This window comes from Pseudaminobacter sp. Soil_N_29, assembly GCF_057656055.1.
In genome coordinates this window covers 1-247 of the sequence record NZ_JBDGLC010000057.1, presented here as the reverse complement: position 1 = coordinate 247, position 247 = coordinate 1, and the positions used below count along the sequence as shown (strand labels likewise).

The 247-nt window shown below is 54.7% G+C and carries 1 rRNA gene; it reads left to right on the top strand.

What is annotated here, in order from left to right:
• A 23S ribosomal RNA gene (locus tag AC3A4H_RS23730) occupies positions 1-247 on the top strand; the annotation flags it as partial.

Here is a 247-nt window from a genome sequence, read left to right as displayed (position 1 = left end):
TACCGCCCTGACTGTATTGAAATTCTAACCTACGGGTCTTATCGACCCGGGAGACAGTGTCAGGTGGGCAGTTTGACTGGGGCGGTCGCCTCCTAAAGTGTAACGGAGGCGCCCAAAGGTTCCCTCAGAATGGTTGGAAATCATTCGTAGAGTGCAAAGGCATAAGGGAGCTTGACTGCGAGACCTACAAGTCGAGCAGGGACGAAAGTCGGGCTTAGTGATCCGGTGGTTCCGCATGGAAGGGCCA